This window comes from Hydrocoleum sp. CS-953, assembly GCF_002260545.1.
Taxonomy (GTDB): Bacteria; Cyanobacteriota; Cyanobacteriia; order Cyanobacteriales; family Microcoleaceae; genus Trichodesmium.
Genome location: NZ_LGSU01000801.1, coordinates 1 through 4,738, shown reverse-complemented (window position 1 = coordinate 4,738; position 4,738 = coordinate 1). Strand labels below are relative to the sequence as shown.

Below are 4,738 nucleotides of genomic sequence, written 5' to 3'. Positions count from 1 at the left end.
GTCTATGTTCTAACAAATTCTTTCTTAGCTATAAATATAATATTTAGTAGCACATCTAAACTAAAATTGTGGCTAAATAAACCTAACCCAGTGCCCACCAACCAACCTTACCAAGTCTTGTTTAATAATTAAGATTCATGTCATAATACTAATTCACTTTAAAGATGTCAGAAATAGTTTCAAACTTTAGATATGAAATAATTTACTGAATTTACTATAAGGTCAAAGTTTCAAGCCTATAAAATCTTAATGTATGACTTTTGACTTTTGACTTTTAACTTCCGTGAAACGGTGAATTGTAGCTTTTTTATATTTTATTTACAAAAAATATCTAATCAAATTTTTATTACTTAGTATCACAGCAGGAGAATTCCAACCATGACAACTACAAATCATAAATCTCTCAAAAATCGTCGTATTTTTTCTGGAATAATTACTTGTTTAGCTGTGGCTTTAGCTTATGCACCAATTCCAGGATTAAATCAAAAAATTATAGTAGTTAGTGGCACAGAACTTGCCGAACCACTCCGACAATTAGAAACTCAATTTGAGCAAAAATATCCTAATATAAACCTTGAATTAAAATTCCAAGGTTCCCAGGATATTGTTAACAATTATATCGACAAAAAAAATGACTTTAATCCCACTGTTTTAATTCCAGCAAATGGAAAATTATTAGATGAATTAAACCAACGTTGGCAAACTCAAAACAATACCCAAGCATTCTATAAACAACCAAAAGCGATCGCCAAAACTTTCCTAGTAGGTATTGCTTGGCCCGAACGAGGTAAAATTTTGTTTCCTAATGGCAAATTTGACTGGCAAAAATTAGAAACAGCAATGGCAGCAGGTAACTGGCAAAAAATTGGTGGAAAACAACAGTGGGGTAGTTTTGATTTCGTTACCACTGACCCCACTCGTTCCAATAGTGGGCAAGTAACTATGAATTTATGGGCACTTTCAAAAGGTAACAAAAATTTCAATACACCTGCCGTTGAATCATTATTTAGTACGGTCAAACGGTCAGTTTATTTGCCACCTCGTTCCACCGATATATTGTTGCAAGAATTTATTACTCGCGGACCGAATGATGCAGATGTAGCAACAGTTTACGAAAGCATCGCTCTCTACCGTTGGCAACAGTCGGGAGCTTCTCAGAATAAACCTTATCAAATTTATTACCTCAACCCTACTGTAGAAACTGTAGCTACTGCAGCGATCGTCCGCCAGAATGTAAATGGAGCAACTGCTAATGCTGCTGATAAATTTGTAGAGTTCTTGATTCAACCAGAACAACAGAAAGTATTTGTGCAGTATGGTTTCCGCCCTACCCAGGGTAATATCGATCTGCTCTCAGTTACCAATAGTCCCTGGAATCAGAATATTCCTGGCGCTCAGGTTAACCCGCAAATTTCCACTTTATCTGCACCACAACCATCTGTTTTAGGAGAAATTCAAAGGTTATGGCAACGGGTTCAGTAGGATGTTACAGAGGTTTTTATGATTAATAGACAAAAGAGTAGGGACGTTGTATGCAACCTCCCTACAAGGGTAGCAATATCATGTCTGCTTGAATAGTTATTATTAAAGCTTGTAGTTTTGCTCTAGCACACCAGATAGATAGGGCTAGAGCAAAACTACAAACAAAAACTTTTTTATTACTTATAGCGCTGCGCGCAGGGAACAGGGAACAGGGAACAGGGAACATAAAACAAGCAATAGTGAGAATAAATTGCCGATAATATAAAGCTTTGAGCTGCTTAGACACCTCCTGCAATTTGTAAATATGCCAGCGCACATTGCTATATTATCTGGGCATGATATAATTTAATTTTGTTAAACTTTTTTCCACAAAGTTATGTAGTGCTTTATTCCTATCTCTATATCTGAAATATCACTGAGAAATACACTGTATTTAGACTTTTCGGANCCCACTTGGTAAAAAGGTTTCCGAAAAACTACAAATATACATTGCGTAAGGATACTCAGGGATAATGTTTTTTCTAGGAATTAGCCTCTTAATTCTAGGTCTAATATTAGTAATAGTAGGCGTGATATGGGGCTTAGTTCAAGCTTTTGCTGAAGGCACATTATGGGGTGCTACTTATTTATTAATTCCTTTTGCTTTTGTGATTTTTTATATGGCAAATTGGAGTCAAAGACAAATCAGAAAAAATTTTATTTTGATTATAGTTGGTTTGATTTTGTCTCTTTTAGGGAGTGCAGTATTAGGAAATCACATAAATAATAAATTTGTGGTTGATGCTGATAGTATTCCAGATATTTCAAATATTAGCAATAACTCGGAAAATACCTCTAAAAAGATAGAAGCCATTGAAGTTATTTCCGATCCATTTCGAGACGGAATAAATGCAGCAACAAAAGCAGCCAAACTTGCCAAAGTTGCTAATACTCAAGCACAGTGGAATGAAGTAGCAATAAATTGGCATCAAGCTTTAATTTTAATGAAAGAAGTCCCCGAATCTCATCCTCAATATGAAGCGGCTAAAAATCGGATTGATTTATATCGAAATAATCGGGAAATTGCGAATAAAAAGGCTGAAAGTTGAAGAATTTAGAATTAAGAATTCAGAATTTAGAATTTGATCTTAATTCTCTAATATAGCAATATGAAATGATTGGTGAGAAAAAAACTGTAGGGGTTTGGTCTCCAAACCCAAACGCAAAGGGATTTGGAGACCAAACCCCTACGATAAAATCTTACAACCTATGCCCGGATTGCTATAGCTCATTGTTAATTACTATATATTAGGAAAAATCAGGAAATGCGTAAATCTAAATTCATCTTAGCAACAATTGTCTCATTATTTTTGGTTAATGAAGTGAGCATTAATCCCCATAGTAATGATATCAGCGAATTAATTAATACAAATGCTTCCATTGCTTATGCAGGAAAAAGAGGAGGAGGTAGTCGTAGAAGTAGTTCCACTTGCAGTAGCAGTAGTTCCTCCACCAGCACTCAACCTCGTGACTCAAAACCCAAATCTACAAACAACAATATAGTTTTACCAAAAACTAATAATACTCGCCCCAACACGAAACCATCCCCTACTTCCAGTGACAGTTTTAACCGCAGTGGTTCATTTTCCCAACCAAGCAATACTCCTGCGAACGCTAAACCATCCCCTACTTCCAGTGGCAGTTTTAACCGCAGTGGTTCACTTACCAAACCAAGCAATATTCGTCCTAGCACTAAATCATCTCCTACTTCTAGTGGCAGTTTTAACCGCAGTGGTTCACTTACCAAACTAAGCAATACTCACCCCACTACCAATAAAATCAACACTGGAGGACAGACTCGCAGCAGTGGTTCACTTACCAAACCAAGCAATACTCGCCCCAACACTAAATCATCTTCTACTTCCAGTGGCACTTCTAACCGCACTGGTTCATTTTCCCAACCAAGCAATACCACTCGCCCCACTACCAATAACATCAACACAGGAGGAAGGACTCGCAGTGGTTCATTTGCTCCAACTACAAAGAAATCTTATTCTGTCGAACCTGCCACCGGACGACGTTATTATACGCGCCCAGGAACTCAAGAACGTTATTATCAGGAAGCAGGTACAGGAAGATTTTATTATGTACAACCAGCAACCCAAAGACGTTACTACATGAATGTTGATAACGGACAACGTTATTTTATTGATGGTGGTACTAGGCGATATTATTACGAGGAAGTGGGTACAAGTCGATTTTATTATGTGCATCCAACTACTAGAGTTCGCTACTATTACCGTCCGACTTTCCGCGAACGATTGGTTTACACCTATTATGGTGGAACCGCAGGAGTTTTGCCTATGTTTTTGCTCATACTTTTGCTCGGAATTATTATGATATGTATTTTATATCAGTTGGTTATGTTTATCGCTTCTCATTTTGGCGATCGTCGAGAAGTTTTGGTGGCAGAAGGAGATGGGTGTCTAGAAGTTATTGAGGAGTCGCCAGGATATGTAGAAGTTATTGAGGAGTCGCCAGGATATGTAGAAGTTATTGAGGAAGAAGTGCCGGTGGTAACTGTACCCGAAGATTTGGTTAATGATATTGTGACTGTAAGTAAGTTACAGGTGGCGATGGTTGCACCAGCAAATAATATTCAATCTAAGTTAGCAACAATAAGGGAAAAGATTGATATTGAGACGCCAGAAGGTAGGGTGGAATTTTTGTTGCAGTCGGCGATCGCTCTGCTTCAGACCCAGGAATATTGGACTCATGTTGCTGCTAGTTCAGAAACAGTGGAGACTAGACAGGAAGCAGAACGGATTTTTGAGCAGTTTTCTTTTGCACAGAGGTGTAAATTTGAGGTTAATACTGTTGATGACAATGTGGAAGTTGATAATCATATAGTTGTAACTTTGTTGTTGGGAACGGAGGATGATTATCCTTTATTTAATGAAGTTAATGATGGGGAAAGTTTGAAGCAAACTTTGAAAGAGTTAGGCAAAATTACCCCTGATTATTTATTAGTATTTGAATTACTTTGGATTCCGAAAACAGCAAGCGATCGTCTTACTTATGAGCAGTTTGTTAGTGAGTATAGTGATATGATTCAAATTAGTTAATATTTGTTGGAGGTAGTTATAGAAGCCCTAAGCGTATCTCCAGAAAATAGGTTTGAGGGAGAATTAATTGATAAAAAATTGGTAATAATTGATTTAATAATGGGATGAGTGGCAGATATCTAATACACCCCATCTCCCCATCTCCCCCACTC

The 4,738-nt window shown here is 37.1% G+C and carries 3 protein-coding genes; all 3 read left to right on the top strand.

What is annotated here, in order from left to right; translation table 11 throughout:
• Positions 1-378: 378 nt before the first annotated feature.
• Positions 379-1,482: a substrate-binding domain-containing protein gene (locus AFK68_RS10010; protein WP_094672581.1), complete on the top strand. Its 1,104-nt coding sequence runs from the start codon at positions 379-381 to the stop codon at positions 1,480-1,482.
• Between the two features lie 569 nt (positions 1,483-2,051).
• Complete coding sequence (locus tag AFK68_RS10000; protein WP_143437748.1) at positions 2,052-2,570, top strand: hypothetical protein; 519 nt, start codon at positions 2,052-2,054, stop codon at positions 2,568-2,570.
• Positions 2,571-2,786: 216 nt separating this feature from the next.
• A complete protein-coding gene (locus tag AFK68_RS09995) occupies positions 2,787-4,586 on the top strand; it encodes a DUF1517 domain-containing protein (RefSeq protein WP_094672578.1) in 1,800 nt (599 codons plus the stop codon).
• Positions 4,587-4,738: the final 152 nt, after the last annotated feature.

Coding starts and splice junctions, on each gene's coding strand:
- AFK68_RS10010 (WP_094672581.1), top strand. CDS start 379: ATGACAACTACAAATCATAAATCTCTCAAAAATCGTCGTATTTTTTCT.
- AFK68_RS09995 (WP_094672578.1), top strand. CDS start 2,787: ATGCGTAAATCTAAATTCATCTTAGCAACAATTGTCTCATTATTTTTG.